The sequence below is a fragment of the Xenorhabdus aichiensis genome (assembly GCF_028598775.1).
GTDB lineage: Bacteria > Pseudomonadota > Gammaproteobacteria > Enterobacterales > Enterobacteriaceae > Xenorhabdus > Xenorhabdus bovienii.
The window spans coordinates 68,440-83,255 of record NZ_JAQRFO010000003.1 but is presented as its reverse complement, the minus strand read 5'-3'; the positions used below and the strand labels follow the sequence as shown (position 1 = coordinate 83,255).

15 protein-coding genes are annotated in these 14,816 nt (G+C 45.5%); 6 read left to right on the top strand and 9 right to left on the bottom strand.

Annotated features, from left to right (window positions below; genetic code table 11):
- Positions 1 to 154: 154 nt before the first annotated feature.
- Genes bioD through bioB form a run of 4 tightly spaced genes read right to left on the bottom strand, consistent with a single transcriptional unit; the run spans position 155 to position 3,776 of the window.
- The gene (gene bioD / locus PSI22_RS02535) at positions 155 to 838 is read right to left on the bottom strand and encodes a dethiobiotin synthase (protein WP_273578417.1); all 684 of its coding nucleotides are present in this window, start codon (positions 836 to 838) and stop codon (positions 155 to 157) included.
- Positions 828 to 1,601 (bottom strand): malonyl-ACP O-methyltransferase BioC, encoded by a 774-nt coding sequence (bioC, locus tag PSI22_RS02530; protein ID WP_273578415.1) that lies wholly within the window; start codon positions 1,599 to 1,601, stop codon positions 828 to 830. Before bioC ends, bioD begins: the two co-directional genes overlap by 11 nt.
- Positions 1,585 to 2,736, bottom strand: a complete 1,152-nt coding sequence (gene bioF / locus PSI22_RS02525; protein ID WP_273578413.1) for an 8-amino-7-oxononanoate synthase — start codon at positions 2,734 to 2,736, stop codon at positions 1,585 to 1,587. Before bioF ends, bioC begins: the two co-directional genes overlap by 17 nt.
- A complete protein-coding gene (gene bioB / locus PSI22_RS02520; RefSeq protein WP_273578411.1) occupies positions 2,736 to 3,776 on the bottom strand; it encodes a biotin synthase BioB in 1,041 nt (346 codons plus the stop codon). The genes bioF and bioB overlap by 1 nt, the downstream gene beginning before the upstream one ends.
- 97 nt (positions 3,777 to 3,873) lie before the next feature.
- Between bioB and bioA the strand changes: the two genes are divergently transcribed.
- Together bioA and PSI22_RS02510 are read left to right on the top strand one after the other, a co-directional pair.
- A complete protein-coding gene (gene bioA, locus PSI22_RS02515; protein WP_273578409.1) occupies positions 3,874 to 5,142 on the top strand; it encodes an adenosylmethionine--8-amino-7-oxononanoate transaminase in 1,269 nt (422 codons plus the stop codon).
- A gap of 225 nt (positions 5,143 to 5,367) precedes the next feature.
- Complete coding sequence (locus PSI22_RS02510) at positions 5,368 to 5,940, top strand: hypothetical protein (protein WP_273578407.1); 573 nt, start codon at positions 5,368 to 5,370, stop codon at positions 5,938 to 5,940.
- Between the two features lie 128 nt (positions 5,941 to 6,068).
- Here PSI22_RS02510 and pgl read toward each other — a convergent pair whose 3' ends face one another.
- Positions 6,069 to 7,055, bottom strand: a complete 987-nt coding sequence (gene pgl, locus PSI22_RS02505) for a 6-phosphogluconolactonase (protein WP_273578404.1) — start codon at positions 7,053 to 7,055, stop codon at positions 6,069 to 6,071.
- A gap of 148 nt (positions 7,056 to 7,203) precedes the next feature.
- Here pgl and PSI22_RS02500 point away from each other — a divergent pair, with 148 nt between their 5' ends.
- Positions 7,204 to 8,019 (top strand): pyridoxal phosphatase, encoded by an 816-nt coding sequence (locus tag PSI22_RS02500; protein ID WP_273578402.1) that lies wholly within the window; start codon positions 7,204 to 7,206, stop codon positions 8,017 to 8,019.
- 65 nt (positions 8,020 to 8,084) lie between these two features.
- Here the strand turns inward: PSI22_RS02500 and modC are convergent, their stop codons facing one another.
- From modC to PSI22_RS02480, 4 genes are all read right to left on the bottom strand, one after another.
- Positions 8,085 to 9,149, bottom strand: a complete 1,065-nt coding sequence (modC, locus tag PSI22_RS02495; RefSeq protein ID WP_273578400.1) for a molybdenum ABC transporter ATP-binding protein ModC — start codon at positions 9,147 to 9,149, stop codon at positions 8,085 to 8,087.
- Positions 9,143 to 9,835 carry a molybdate ABC transporter permease subunit gene (gene modB / locus PSI22_RS02490; protein ID WP_273578398.1) on the bottom strand — a complete coding sequence of 231 codons (693 nt, stop codon included), beginning with the start codon at positions 9,833 to 9,835 and terminating at the stop codon, positions 9,143 to 9,145. The genes modC and modB overlap by 7 nt, the downstream gene beginning before the upstream one ends.
- An 18-nt stretch (positions 9,836 to 9,853) precedes the next feature.
- Positions 9,854 to 10,636, bottom strand: coding sequence for a molybdate ABC transporter substrate-binding protein (gene modA / locus PSI22_RS02485; RefSeq protein WP_370688984.1), 783 nt, complete (start codon positions 10,634 to 10,636; stop codon positions 9,854 to 9,856).
- A 259-nt stretch (positions 10,637 to 10,895) separates the two neighbouring features.
- Positions 10,896 to 11,036: an AcrZ family multidrug efflux pump-associated protein gene (locus PSI22_RS02480; RefSeq protein WP_071824404.1), complete on the bottom strand. Its 141-nt coding sequence runs from the start codon at positions 11,034 to 11,036 to the stop codon at positions 10,896 to 10,898.
- Positions 11,037 to 11,250: 214 nt separating this feature from the next.
- Here PSI22_RS02480 and modE point away from each other — a divergent pair, with 214 nt between their 5' ends.
- From modE to PSI22_RS02465, 3 genes are all read left to right on the top strand, one after another.
- A complete protein-coding gene (gene modE / locus PSI22_RS02475; RefSeq protein WP_273578394.1) occupies positions 11,251 to 12,042 on the top strand; it encodes a molybdenum-dependent transcriptional regulator in 792 nt (263 codons plus the stop codon).
- Between the two features lie 184 nt (positions 12,043 to 12,226).
- The gene (gene modF / locus PSI22_RS02470) at positions 12,227 to 13,711 is read left to right on the top strand and encodes a molybdate ABC transporter ATP-binding protein ModF (RefSeq protein WP_273578392.1); all 1,485 of its coding nucleotides are present in this window, start codon (positions 12,227 to 12,229) and stop codon (positions 13,709 to 13,711) included.
- A 233-nt stretch (positions 13,712 to 13,944) separates the two neighbouring features.
- On the top strand, positions 13,945 to 14,772 hold the full coding sequence (locus PSI22_RS02465) for a CPBP family intramembrane glutamic endopeptidase (protein WP_273578390.1): 828 nt from the start codon (positions 13,945 to 13,947) through the stop codon (positions 14,770 to 14,772).
- Positions 14,773 to 14,816: the final 44 nt, after the last annotated feature.

Sequence of the window (14,816 nt, the reverse complement as noted above, 5' to 3'; positions counted from 1 at the left end):
GTAGCGGAATATTTTCATGCTGTTTTAGCATTGATTCGCACTATTTGTTGCTCAAAAATGGCTCAATCGTTGTTGAAATAAAGGACTTTCTATGCCTGAATACCCACTTTCCCAACGGCCTAGTTATCAATTTTAACTGACGCCAAGTAAACAATTAGTTAACCAATAAATCAATATTTATATATTCGCCGATATTATTGTTATCACTCAATTCGCTCAAGTGAGGGATAACCCCTAGTAAAGGTGCGGGAATCATCCGTTCCAACGTCTCCAAATACGCTGTCTGACGTTTACCGGCGGGTTCAATTTCATTGGCAATCCAGCCGGCTAACCTCAATCCAGAATGTTGAATCGCTTTTGCCGTCAATACCGCATGGTTAATACAGCCCAGTTTGACTCCCACCGTCAAAATCACAGGCAGTTCTTCCTGAATCACCCAATCAGCAAAAGTAGTAGTTTCCGACAAAGGTGTATACCAACCGCCTGCACCTTCAACCAAAACCCAATCAGATTTTGCCGTCAATCTTTCCAAACCCTGTGATACCACCTCAAACTCTATCGGCTGGTTAAGTTCGGCACTCACAATATGGGGAGATGTCGGTTCAACAAATACCAATGGATTAACTTCTTGATAAGTCAAGGATACGGAACTGTTGCGCTGTAAGGCCAGTGCATCTCCATTGCGTATTCCTTCTGAGGTGATCTCACTGCCCGATGCCACGGGTTTGTAACCTGCGGTTTGATATCCTTGCTTATTTGCCGCTTGCAGCAACGCGCAACTGACGACAGTTTTACCGACTTCAGTGTCGGTTCCGGTAAGAAAATATTTATTTGTCACAGTAAATAACTCCAAAAGCAATCTGATAGCTTAATGGGTAATCCTCATTATTCCGTGGATACGCTTCAGCCAGAGTGTTCAGGCGTTTTCGGGTCATGAGTCCATGCTGGCGACCATGATGAAGGTGCGTAGCCCCTATTCCTTTCAGCGAGTTCAGCAAAGGCAGCAGTTGCGGGTAATATTGGCAATATTGTCGGCTTATTATCTTGTGTCGATAGGTCTGGCACGCGTCAATGATAGCTTGTAAAGGCAGAAATTGGTTGATATGCCGATAAGTGTCAACCTGTCTCCACGCCGATTCCAGCTCATACAGCGACCCTTGCGCAAGTGTGGAGAATAAAATGAGGCCACCGGGACGAGTAACTCGATGGAATTCCTGCAATGCACATGGCAGTTCATTACACCACTGCACAGCCAAGTTGCTGAAACAGATATCTACGCTATTATCCGCCAGCCCCAAGTGCTCAATATCCCCTTGCAGGTAGTAATCGGCAACCTGCTGCTCCTGCGCATGATTTAACATACCAGAAGCCAGATCCAGTGCGATGACCTGCTTGCCCTGCTGCTTCCAGTGCGCACTGAAAAAACCTGTTCCACAGCCTGCATCCAATACCCGGACACCGAGATTTTCTGCCTGCGCCAGTTCCATCAGGTATTCACCTGTTTGCTGTTGCAATTTAGCAGCCGTATCGTAACGAGAAGCGGCGCGCCCAAAAGCGCCTGCAATCGCCTGCTTGTCAACGGCTTTAACAGCCAGATCCATGCAACGCCTCCAGTAATATCTCAATATCCTGTTGTGTATGGCTCGCTGTCAGTGTGATACGCAGGCGAGCACTTTCCAGTGGAACCGTTGGCGGGAGAATCGATTTTACCCACACTTTCTGCTGTCTGAGCGCATGGGATAGGGCAATGCAGCGTTCATTATCACCAATGATCAAAGGCTGAATGGCCGTCTCTGAATCCATCAGGGTAAAAGGCAAATGATGAGCTTCGCGGCGAAAATATCTGATGTTGTTTTGCAATCGCTGACGCAATTCATCTCCTTCCTTGATTTGCCGTACCGCTTCAGACAGTGCTACCGCCTGCGCGGGTGGCATGGAGGTGCTGTAAATTAAGTGTCTGGCATACTGGATCAGGTATTCTGCGGTTTGTTCATCACACAGTACCGCCGCCCCACTCAATCCGAACGCCTTACCAAAGGTGACAATCAAAATTTCCGGTTTGACATTCTGCGCCCAGCAACTGCCCCGCCCTTGCTCACCGTAAATCCCGATACCGTGGGCATCATCTACCATCAACCAACTGCCCGTGGATTTTGTCTGCTGTGCAAGGGATGCAAGCGGCGCACAATCCCCATCCATACTAAAAATACCTTCCGTCACTACCAGCGTTTTGCCCGCACAATCTTTTGCCAGATGCTGCTTCAGGGAATTTGGATCGTTATGCAAAAAACGGCGAAGCTGTGCGGGAGAGTGCATGGCGGCTTCCATCAGCGAGGCATGGCTCAGGCGATCAGCAATAATCCGATCGTCTTTTTCCATCAAAGCCGCTATCACACCTTGATTGGCCGCATAGCCAGAAATGAATAGTAAGGCACGGGAATAACCCAGCCATTCCGCTAATTGCTGTTCCAATGTGTGGTGAACTGCGGTGTAACCTGTCACGTGCCCCGAGCCACCACTGCCTACGCCGTACTGTTCAGCTCCCTGCTGCCAGGCAGCAATAATCTGGGGATGCTGACTCAGCCCAAGATAGTCGTTGCTGGAAAAATTCAGGTATTGACCGTCTGAAGTGTGTAATAAACGCCCATCTGAACCCAGATGGACTTGTCTACTACGCCATAGAGAGGTTCCCCGACGTTCGGTCAATCGTCGGGAAATCGTGTCTGACCAGTTCATTATACTGCCGCATTATAGAATTGTTCGTAATCAACATTATTGATGATGGCTTCAGTCAGATTCTGCTGTTGTTGATTGTCACCAAATGCTGTCTGAGTCTGTTGAGGATTGATGCCCAGCCTGCGGAACAGTTGCAGATCTTTGTCTTCATTCGGGTTCGGCGTGGTCAGTAATTTGCAGCCGTAAAAAATGGAGTTAGCACCCGCCATAAAGCACATCGCTTGCGTCTGCTCATTCATCTGCTCACGTCCCGCGGATAAACGAACATGGGATGCTGGCATCATGATCCGAGCCACAGCAATGGTGCGGATAAAGTCGAAAGGATCAACATCATCGTTGTTTTCCAACGGGGTTCCCTTCACTTTCACCAGCATATTAATGGGCACGCTTTCCGGCGGCTTCGGCAAATTCGCCAGTTGCACCAGCAGTGCCGCACGGTCACGGATTTGTTCTCCCAGACCGACGATGCCACCAGAACAGACTTTGATGCCCGCATCCCTGACATTTCCCAACGTATTCAACCGATCCTGATAGCTGCGGGTAGTGATGATATTGCCGTAAAATTCCGGGGAGGTGTCCAAGTTATGGTTATAGTAGTCTAAACCAGCCTCTGCCAGACGCTGTGCCTGAGTTTGATTCAACATCCCCAGAGTCATACAGGTTTCCATACCTAACTCTTTAACTTCCTTGACCATGGTCTCCAGATACGGCATATCACGCTCGTGGGGATTCTTCCATGCTGCTCCCATACAGAAACGGGTTGAACCAGCATTTTTGGCCTTGCGCGCAGATTCGATGACTTGCTTAACTTCCATCAAACGCTCTTTTTCCAAACCTGTTTTGTAACGGGAGCTTTGCGGACAATATTTGCAGTCTTCTGGACAGGCGCCGGTTTTTATTGAAAGAAGCGTACTGACCTGTACTTGCTGCGGATCAAAATGTTCACGGTGTACCTGCTGTGCCTGAAATAACAATTCGAAAAAAGGTTGATCAAACAAAGCCTGAGCCTGTTTGATAGTCCATTGCTGACGCTCATTCACAATAACATCCTCCAGTGTGAAAAAATGTTGTCAGTTTAAATAACGCCGCTATCATGTCAACCAAAATGAATCAAGAAAGGTTTACAACAAACTTATTATGCATCCTTCAGATCTTGAATTTGACCTACGCCATATCTGGCACCCGTATACATCAATGGCTCATCCACTCCCCACTTATCCTGTAATTTCAGCCGCAGGGGTTGAGCTGGAACTGTCAGATGGCCGCAGACTGATCGATGGTATGTCTTCATGGTGGGCGGCGATCCACGGTTATAATCATCCTGTGCTCAATGAAGCAGCAAAGTCGCAGATTGACAGGATGTCTCATGTGATGTTTGGCGGTATCACCCATCCTCCCGCCATTGAATTATGTCAGCAATTAGTCGCAATGACGCCCGCCGCACTGGAGTGTGTTTTTCTAGCGGATTCAGGATCTGTCGCTGTAGAGGTTGCCTTGAAAATGGCGCTGCAATACTGGCAAGCCAAAGGAGAAAAACGCCAAAGATTCCTGACCCTACGTCATGGTTATCATGGCGATACTTTCGGTGCCATGTCTGTCTGTGATCCCGATAATTCGATGCATAACCTGTATAAAGGCTATCTCCCTAACCATCTGTTTGCTGATGCACCACAATCTCGGTTTGAGGGTGAATGGCAACCTGAGGATATCACTTCGTTCCGACAGTTATTGCTCCAACACCACAATGAAATCGCTGCCGTCGTTCTGGAACCGATTGTACAGGGCGCAGGTGGGATGCGTATTTATCATCCTGAATATCTACGTCAGGTTCGTAAGCTGTGTGATGAATACCAAATCTTGCTGATTGCCGATGAAATCGCCACGGGATTTGGGCGAACTGGCAAACTATTCGCCTGCGAGCATGCACAGATCGAGCCGGATATTTTGTGTCTGGGCAAGGCCTTGACGGGCGGTTATATGACATTATCGGCCACATTAACCACTCGTCATGTGGCTGAAACTATCAGTCAAGGTGAAGCTGGCTGTTTTATGCACGGCCCGACGTTTATGGGAAATCCTCTGGCTTGTGCCGTTGCCAGCGCCAATCTGAAATTACTCTCTGATAGTCAGTGGCAGCCGCGCATTCAATCTATTGAGTCCCAGTTAAAAGTAGAATTGCTCCCGTTGAAATCACACACTACCGTCGAAGATGTTCGAGTATTGGGTGCTATTGGTGTCGTAGAGATGAAACAGCCCGTTGATATGGCTTCGCTACAGCGCCGCTTTGTACAGCATGGTGTTTGGATCAGGCCATTTGGCCGGTTAATTTATTTAATGCCACCTTACATTACTCGGTCTGAGCAATTATCTAAACTGACAAATGCAATTAATGATGTAATAATTTAAAAAATAAAGCCAGCATTAATAACGTGCTGGCTTTATTTATTATTTTCGATATTTTAATTGTTACATTATTAATAAACAAAATTGAAAATAATGAAGACATTATCAAAAGACACTCACTGACAAATATTATTTACCGTCGACAAGTATATTCTATGACTTACAGGTGAATTTCCTGATATATTCCAATCAACCATCATGTTAATTCAAATAAAAGAGGAATATATTATGAGCGACGAAAAATTAATTATGCCTTCTAACGAAGAAATGCAAACTACATTTTCACTCTCCAAAGAGATGCATGAAAATGAAATATCACACCATTCAACTGTTGCAAGGGAAATACCTGAGTTAGCCCATTTGTTTGTAAAAAACCCCAACGTAATTTCATCAACGGGTTATGGTGCTGGTCTGATAGAATATATTAGTGGAAGTTTTAATCTTACTACATTCCAACAATATGGAAGTTATCCTTTTATCCAAATATCATCCCATTCGGCTATAATTGGGTATGCGCCCAATGTTGGCCAGCGGGTTAAATTTAATGGGTATGTTAATGCTGGGCATACTATTCCAATTATTAATTGGAATAATTTTTATTTTGCAGGCACAGCACATAATATTAGAAGCATTATAAACGCACAACTGACTATTCAGCTTTACATTAACCAACAGAATATTTTCATCCGTCTTTTTGATGGAAATATTTATTTAGGCGATTTGGTTTCTGTATATAGACCTAATGTTATTATTCCTGTCCCTATAGTAATATCAGGTGTTGGTTCGTTTAGTTTAATCTAGAATTAGATTAATTGATTATTTTATAATTCAATTTTTATATCTAATAAATTTCAAGTTACAGCCAAAAAAACGGCAACTTGAAAGATGACGGGAGAACATTGCCGCGCTAAAAATAGCGCGGCTCAAGTTTACAATGCCAGCACAGTAACCCACATCGGGCCTTTACCCACGGGATAACGCGCCAATTGTGTTAATTTTCCAGAATATTTATCAATACGTGATACTGAAATATGATCTGATTTCTGCCCTGAGGCAATCAGGAAGCTGCCGCTGTAATCAATCGCAAAACCACGAGGCTGACTTTCTGTCGGATAATTGCCGACTAATGTCAGATGGTAGCCATCTTCTGAAACGCGGAAATGGCTGATCAGGCTCTCTGAGCGCTCACAGGTATAAAGGTGGCGACCATCCGGTGTGATATGGATATCCGCAGACCAGCGGATACTGGAAAAATCAGCCGTCAATGAATCAACAGATTGCACAATGCGGTATTTGTTCCATTTACGCAGAACATCTACCGTCGCATCCAGCTCATTGATGCAATAAATCGCCGATTTTTCAGGATGAAAAGCCATATGACGTGGGCCTGCTCCTGCTACCGTACTGATTTCATCCGCCTGATTTTCTGTCAGATAACCCTGCTCATCCAGATTAAAAATGCGGATGTGATCTTCTTTCAGGCATGGAACCAGTAACTGGCGATTTTCCCGATCAATATTGGCAGAGTGTGGTGCTTGCAGGCCTTCCACTATCTGGACAGGCGCTTTGGCAATGCCGTTTTCATCAATAGGATGAACACTGAGTTTGTTGAAACCATAGGAAGCAGAATACAAAAAACGTCCCGCTCTATCCGTAGAAATATGCGTAGGGCTACCCGGCAACGGCGCAATGGCCTGCTGTTCTAGCCGTCCATCTGACCCGATTGCGTAAGTGACGATACTGAACTGAGGGCGAATTCCCACATATAAGTGTTTGCCATCAGGATTAACCACCATTGGCTGTACTTCGCCCGGCACATTCACTGTCTGGAGAAGTGAGAGCTCCCCCGCAATATTCAGCGACCATACGTGAATCTGACTACTATTGGGGCTAGCTGTATAAACCACCTGTTTCATTTTCTCTCCTTAATGCTTCATCACCATTTCATTGATCTGTAACGATTCGTGAAAAGTTGTGTTTGTTAAACTGATCGCATGACGGTTTAACTATATTTTGTTACCGTATAATATTTGCTTATATCATCGACAATTTAGAGGCCTACTCATGTCATATCGCGTTATCGCGCTGGATCTCGACGGCACAGTGCTTGATCCACAAAAACGTATTTTGCCAGAATCACTAGCTGCCCTGAATGAAGCTCGTCAAGCTGGTGTTAAGGTTTTGATTGTCACTGGCCGCCATCATGTCGCTATCCATCCGTTCTATCAAGCACTACAACTCGATACTCCGGCTATTTGCTGCAATGGGACTTATTCATATGATTACCCTGCAAAGAAAGTTCTGGATTCCAATCCCCTTTCCACCCAAGAAGCCGTTCAGGTGCTTTCTTATTTGCAAGGAACGGAAATTCAGCATCTGATGTATGTCGATGATGCTATTTTATATCAATTTCATGACACTATATCACGCACGCTTGCATGGTCTGATTCTCTGCCTGAACATCAACGCCCCAATCTCCAGCAGATCAATAGCTTTCAAGACGCCATCTATGATGTGAATTTCATTTGGAAATTTGCCACCAGCTCCCCAAATGTGGTGAAACTGCGTGAAATCAGTGAGCAGATTGAGGAAAAAGTCGGTCTTGAGTGCGAATGGTCGTGGGTTGATCAAGTGGATATTACCAAAAAAGGCAATAGCAAGGGGATGCGCTTGAAGCAATGGGTTGAGTCACAAGGCATATCCATGAAAGAAGTGATTGCTTTCGGTGATAATTTTAATGATATCAGCATGCTGGAAACGGCTGGTTTGGGCGTTGCCATGGAAAATGCGGCCGATGCTGTCAAAGAGCGAGCCGATCTTGTTACACGGGATAATACCCAGCCCGGCATCGCTGAAGTGATTCGAAAATACGTGCTTTAGCTCGGTTAATCAAATTAAATGGGAGCGCCAAGCAACCGCGCTCCCTCAATTTATTGCAGTATGTGTTACAAAGGTTGATTCAGCGAAACGCTCTTTATTTGCGCATACAGCCATTGACCTGACCGCAGGTTAAGTTCTTCCCGCGCCCAAGAGGTAATTCTCGCCCATAGGAAATGTTCACACAGTGCTAGCTTGACATCAACCTGACCATCATCTTCGAAAAATTCAATGACTTTAACCTGCAAGGTATTACGAATACTGCTGGCTTTCGGTGGTTCCAAAACGAGAGAAACGTCCGATGCATCAATCCGAATACGCAGATCTGTACCCGGAGCCACATCAATTTTGGGCAACCAGAGAGCTTTATCTCCTACCGCCACCGCTGTCATATGATAACGCTGATGATGCTCCATGACAGAGATGGTCAGTATGCTGCTAAGGCTCTCTTTTTGCAGCCACGGGCGTAATATGCTGTTTGACCAGACTTCTTCCAATGTGCCTGTCGCTCTGATTTTCCCCTTGTCCATTACGATTACGTTATCCGCCAATCGCAGAATTTCATCCAAATTGTGGCTGACATACAGGATCGGGATTTTGACATCGGCGGACAGTTTTTCGAGATATGGCAGTAATTCACGCTTGCGGGGTAAATCCAGCGAAGCCAGCGGCTCATCCATCAGCAAGATTTCAGGCGCAGTCAGCAATGCCCGTCCAATCGCTACCCGCTGCTTTTCCCCGCCGGATAAGGTCATGGGAAAACGTGACAGTAAGTGTTCAATGCCCAGTAAGCCAATGATGTTGTCAAACTGTGATTTCATGTCTGGCGACATGCCGTATTGCAGGTTGCCCTTAACGCGATAATGGGGAAAAAGGCGAGCATCCTGAAAAACATAACCCATTCGGCGTTTTTCTGGCGGCAGGAAAATTTTCTGCTCTATATCCACCAAAGTGCGGCCATTCAGGACAATCCGGCCTCTCTGTGGCCTGCTCAACCCGGCAATAACATTGATCAGAGACGTTTTGCCTGCGCCGGAAAGCCCAAATATAGCCGTAATGCTTTCTGTTGGCAGAGTGGTATCAACCTGCATGTGCAGGTTACCCAGACGTTGCTCAAAATCCAGCTCTAGCATGCTGCCCCCAGACGTTTTCTGCCCCAACGGGTCAGCCACTCAGAAAGCATCAATGAAACCAATGCCAGAACGATAGCAATCACACATAAACGCGCCGCTGCCGTTTCTGCACCGGGCGTTTCAATCAATGTGTACATGGCAAGAGGAATGGTGCGGGTTTCTCCCGGAATATTCGATACAAACGTAATTGTTGCACCAAACTCCCCCAGAGAACGGGCAAAAGCCAGAACAGCACCGACAATCACACCCGGTAATGAAAGTGGCAGAGTAATGGTGAAAAAGACCTTAAGCGAACTAGCTCCCAATGTACGCGCTGCCTGTTCCAGACGACGATCAATGCCTTCCAGCGCCAGCCGGATCGCTCTGACCATCAAGGGAAAAGCCACGACTGCCGAAGCCAACGCCGCTCCCGTCCAACTAAACGCGAAACTGACGCCAAACCAATCATAAAGAAATTCGCCGATAACACCACGGCGCCCCATGCTGAGGAGCAGCAGATATCCTACAACCACTGGCGGTAATACCAGCGGCAGATGGATAATGCTATCCAGCAGGGATTTCCCGAAAAACTGGCAGCGAGCCAGAACCCATGCCATCAATATCCCTAATGGCAAACTGAATAACACCGAGATACCCGAGATTTTTAAGCTCAGTAAAATCGCCTGCCATTCATATTCACTTAACATCTCCAAAAGATTCAGTTCCTACAGTGGACTGAAACCATAGCGTTTGAAAATGACTGCGGCTTCAGGGGTTTTGAGATAATCATAAAAATCACGGACGGCCTGATTTTCATGACCTTTAATAATTGCAATGGGATATTCCACTGGTTTATGACTCTCTGATGGGAATATACCGACAACTTTCACTTTTTTGCTGGCAACTGCATCAGAACCATAAACAATTCCCAGCGGTACTTCCGCTCGCTCTACCAGCGCCATACCACTACGTACATTGTTAGTGCGTGCCATCAGTGGATTGACCGCCTCCCACGCTCCCAGAGATTGCAGCGACTCTTTGGCATAAATGCCGACAGGAACATGATCGGGATCACCCACCGCCAGACGCCCATCTGCCAGCAGAGATTGCCATTTTGTTTCTCGATCGATGTCGATTTTATCCAGCTTGCTCTCTTTGGGTGCAATCAAGACAAGTTGATTACCTAATAAAGTATGACGCGTATTTTCAGCAATCAGTTTTTTGCCTGCGGCATAGTCCATCCACTGCTGATCAGCAGAAACAAAGATATCAGCGGGGGCACCCTGCTCAATCTGACGTGCCAGTGTTGACGATGAAGCATAAGAGGCAACAATGTCTCCCTGTTGTTCTTTTTTGTACTGAGCGGCAATATCGTTAAGTGCATTGGTCAATGACGCGGCCGCAAAGACGGTCACTTTTTCTGCACTCCAGCTATTCCCAACCAGCGCAAAAGAAACCACAGCCCCTGTCAGCAATTGATACATGCTCTTTTTCAGGTTCTTTTTCATTTCGTATTCCACCTATGATAACCAATATGGTGCGCTGTATATAACAAGATACAACGTTAAATGAAAATACTATTCTGGGATTAATCGGCAACTTGTGAGCCACTTTTAGCTTTTATGTTAATCCAGGCCGAAATTGCAGTTCAGGAAGCAAACAAAAGTTTGCCAGTAAGCGGGAATTCAGTCAGATGGGCAGGTAATGAGAGAGAAAAGAAATTACCCGGCAAAACCGGGTAACAGAAACACTAACGGTAAAATCAGATCAAGGCTGCCGTTCGGTATTTCCTGTTTTGGAAATAACGTTGAACACTTCGCCAAGCCCGTAAATCAGCCCCAAAATCAGTGCCATCACAACAGGAACCATGATCAACGCAAACGCCATACTTCCAATCAACTCAAACATGCAAACCTCATATCATGAGTGACCATAATTTAGCCAAAAAATTAACTGTGCAACACTCGGCGTTATTTTTCCTTAATGGAAAAACGGTGCTTCATGACACAGGCGATGATCTCGCTATTCTAGACAATAAAAAAGTAACAGTAACCGACGAAACGTGCGATTCTTACGGTTATCCTGTAAAAAACTCTCAAATATTTGCCTGAAATGAATCACTATGCAAGCCGAAATATTGTTAACACTCAAATTACAGCAACGCCTTTTCGCTGATCCTCGGCGAATCGAATTGCTCAAGCAGATTAAAATAACAGGTTCTATCAGTCAGGGAGCAAAACAGGCCGGGATCAGCTATAAAAGCGCTTGGGATGCCATCAATGAAATGAATCATCTCGCAGATGAGGTATTGGTAGAACGTGCCACTGGCGGCAAAGGTGGCGGGGGTGCGCAACTTACGCACTATGGTGAACGCCTGTTACAACTTTATGATCTGCTGGAAAGAATTCAACAAAAGGCATTCGATGTGCTGAAAGAGGATTCTCTGCCTTTGAATAGCCTGCTCGCGGCTATTTCCCGTTTTTCGTTGCAATCCAGCGCCCGGAACCAATTTTTCGGTACGATAGTCGAACGTGATCATGAAAATATCCAGCAACATGTCCATATCTTACTGGCTGATGGCAGAACATCGATCTCTGTCGCGCTGACTGAGCGAAGCGCAAACCGGCTGAAGCTGGTAAAAGGGAAAGAAGTGCTGGTGTTAATTAAGGCACCGTGGATAACCTTAAGCAAGGAGCCTGTAACAACGACGCCATTCGATAATGCCTTACCCGGCCAAGTCAGTCTGATTGAAACAGGAACAGAACACAGTGAAGTTATCCTGACGCTTGATAGTGGTGAGTCACTCTGCGTTACGCTAGCCAATCAGGAAATGGAGCGTTCGGGTCTTCAGCCTAATGATTTCGTCACCGCACTCTTTAATGCCGATAAAGTGATTATTGCAACCCTGTGTTAATGGTACATCCCTCTGATAAACCTAAGTGTCAGAGGGGAATGGCAACTTACCTGTTTCATTCTGTAGTCACCTTCCAAAAATAACCCACCTTCAATGAATAACAGACAGCTACGCATTGACATTGAACATTATTCCGCTTATTTCTGGTGATCCTCTAGTTGATGTTGCTTAAAAAGGAATAGAAATGTCTGAGTTGCAAATAACACAAGGTAGTTTCCGTTTAAGTGACACCCGTACCCTGCGGCTACCGTCACTGAAAATTATTTCTGGCGAAAGTTGGGCGTTTGTCGGCGCAAATGGCAGTGGGAAGTCTTCTCTGGCTCGTGCTCTGTCGGATGAATTAATTCAACTTGCAGGTGAACGTCATTGTTCATTTAATACACCTGTACGTCTCTCTTTCGAACAACTTCAACAACTGATTGATGAAGAGTGGCAACGCAATAATACCGATTTACTCAGTGAAGATGAGGAAGATACTGGGCGTACCGCCGCAGAGATGATTCAACTCCACCATAAAGATAATGAATTATGCCTTGAACTGGCAGCGTATTTTGGTATCAAGGATTTGCTCTCACGCCGGTTCAAATATCTCTCGACGGGAGAAGTTCGCAAGGTGTTACTTTGTCAGGCATTAATGGCTAATCCCGACCTGCTCATCCTTGATCAGCCTTTTGACGGGCTGGATACTTATGCTCAGAATCAATTGTCCCAATTATTCGGATCGCTGGCAGCAAAAGGCATCACGTTGGTTTTAATACTGACCCGATTCCATGAAATTCCTGATTTTGTCGAACAGATCGGTGTACTGGCTGATTGCCACCTGGCACTGGCAGGAAAGAAGGAGAGTATTCTGTCAGAATCTCTCGTGGCACAGTTAGCCCACAGCGAAGCACTGAAAGACATTCGCCTTCCTGAAACAGACGAATACCGTGCAGATGAACAATTCCCCGAAGATCAACCACTAGTGTCGATGTGCAATGTTGTTGTTCAGTACAATGACAAACCGATACTGCATGGTCTGAGCTGGAAAATAAATCCAGACGAACACTGGCAAATCATCGGTGAAAATGGTGCAGGAAAATCCACCCTCCTCAACCTGATTACGGGCGATCATCCCCAAGGTTACAACAATGAGCTGATCTTATTCGGCCGACAGAGAGGCAGTGGCGAAACTATCTGGGATATTAAACGCCACATTGGTTATGTCAGTAACAGCATTCACCTTGAGTATCGTGTCAGTACCTGCGTTCGAAATGTCATTCTCTCTGGGTTCTTCGATTCCATTGGGTTATATCAGGCCGTTTCAGATCGGCAGCAGCAATTAGCTGATGAGTGGCTAGCCTTATTGGGATTCTCTGAAGCAATCTCAAACAGCCCATTTCACAGCCTATCATGGGGACAACAAAGGCTCGTTCTGGTTGCCCGTGCCTTGGTGAAACATCCCGCTTTATTGATTCTGGATGAACCATTGCAGGGGCTTGATCCTCTCAACCGTCAGTTAGTCCTGCGTTTCATTGATATCATGATTGCCAATGGTGATACACAACTTCTGTTTGTTTCCCATCATCAGGAAGATGCGCCAGAATGCATGACTCACCGCCTGAAATTTATTCCTGATGGCAATATTTACCTGTATGAAACCGAAGATATCTCCCAACAGTCTTTGTAATGCCATCCTGTCAGTGCAAGCCCTCTCCCGATTTAACGTCGAAAGAGGGCTTTCACTCGAATCTTTTTACTAAAGAAATAGCAACTGCCAGAAAATCCCACTCCACAATGAAAAAATGACTACTTTTTAAAAATTTTTTATAATGACATCAGGTTATTTTAACCTAGTACAATTTATTTAAAGTCTATTTTTTAGACTATTTGTCTAATTCACCAAAAATAACAGGGAATTATATGTCTTGGGCGTTACTTGCCGTTTCATTGGCGCTTTTGGATACTCGTCGCATTATTGCATTTTCCATCGCATTTCTAGCTTTAATCATTGGGATCAGCACTAACGTGCTCACCTTTCCCGCAGTTGCTGCGCTTATTGTGATTGCTGGTTTAGGTACAGCACACGTTTACCTCAAAAAACATCCTACATTCAGAATTATCACTGAGGTATTACTGCTCATCTCTGTGGTTTTACTGTTCATGCATTACATTCCGGGATTTAATAACTTGAAATACCTAGATAAGGTGCAAGTTGGCCCGCTTAGTGCACCTTTTTCAATGTATTTCAACTTTGACAAGGCACTGATTCCATTCATTCTATTATTCTGCATGCCAAGCCTGTTCACTCGAAAGCCCGTGGCAAATGCCTTCCCGCATGTATGGGCAGCATTGATAGTCGCGATACCTGCGCTATTGGGCCTTGCCACAGAGTTAGGGGGATTAGCCGTTGAGCTGCATTTACCTAGTTGGTTCCCTGCTTTCGTCGTTGCCAATATTTTCTTTGTCTCATTGGCAGAAGAAGCCCTGTTCCGTGGCTACCTCCAGCAAAAGCTAAGTCAGTGGATGAATCCCTATTTGGCACTCATTATCACTTCGCTGATTTTTGGCGCCGCACATTTTGCCGGTGGCAGTTTGTTGATGATTTTCGCAACACTGGCAGGATTAATTTATGGTCTGGCATGGATGTGGAGTGGTCGTTTATGGGTTGCGGTCGCTTTCCACGTTTCACTCAATCTGGGCCATCTCCTGTTTTTCACCTATCCGGTAAAATCATTACTCATACAGTGACTATTACCAAACATGATTTAGAACAGAGGGTTCAAGACTATTGT